1 protein-coding gene is annotated in these 858 nt (G+C 39.7%); it reads left to right on the top strand.

All coding sequences use genetic code 11. From position 1 onward, the window contains the following. Positions 1-402: methyl-accepting chemotaxis protein (locus AB4238_RS21670; RefSeq protein WP_372035622.1), on the top strand; the 402-nt coding region annotated here is incomplete at its 5' end. Positions 403-858: the final 456 nt, after the last annotated feature.

The raw sequence follows: 858 nt of genomic DNA, 5'->3' as shown, positions 1-858 counted from the left end.
GTTGCCGATGAAGTGCGTACTTTAGCTCAACGTACACAAACGTCGACCTCTGAGATCTCGCAAACTATTGCTCAATTACAAACTCAAGTAAAAGCCACTGCGACGCAAATGAACCAAAGCAATGAGCTTGGTGATCGTTCAGCAATACAGGGCAAAGAAGCTACAGAGCTATTAATCACGATTACCGAAAGTATTGGTGAACTTGCAACAGCTTCAAGCAGTATTGCCAGCGCAACTGAGCAACAAAGTGCAGTGGCTGAAGAGATCACCCGAAATCTGCACCAAATAACGGAGCTTGCTAGAGATGGTGAGCAGCGCTCGGGAGATACCGTGAGTTCAGCGGAAGATCTAGCAATAATAGCTGATGATATTAAGCAAAAGATCAGTGTATTTAAGGCTTAGTGTATTGCTAGTAGCCCTATAATCACCCTATAACCAAGGGCTTATAAATATAGCAAACAGCCTAAAGGCAACAGCATTTTTACTGTTGCCTTTTCTTTTGCACAACAGTTGATAGTTATCAGTAATCACTCAACAGCTTCGATATGAAAAGCATTCATTTCAGAAAAATAGTTAGAAATACTAGTGTATAAATACTTATAGTTGATTAACTCAACCAAAGAGAACAAACTTTAACGAATCGATAGATTAACAAGGAGTGTTAATGCCAGCTTTATCCTTGCAAGCGCAGCAAGTTATAACTATCTCAACGCTTATCTGAAACTCGATAGCCTGTTGATCTATATAGGCGCTTTTATCATGCTATTTTGCGCAGGCTTATTGCCGAAGATGTTCTTTATCCCCTTAAAACAGACACTAAGCAGTACCATGAAACCACTGTTATACCAATCAATATAA

This window comes from Shewanella sp. 10N.286.45.A1, from assembly GCF_041470405.1.
Taxonomy (GTDB): Bacteria; Pseudomonadota; Gammaproteobacteria; order Enterobacterales; family Shewanellaceae; genus Shewanella.
The sequence above is the reverse complement of the archived record's forward strand: the minus strand, read 5'-3'. Positions and strand labels throughout refer to the sequence as shown.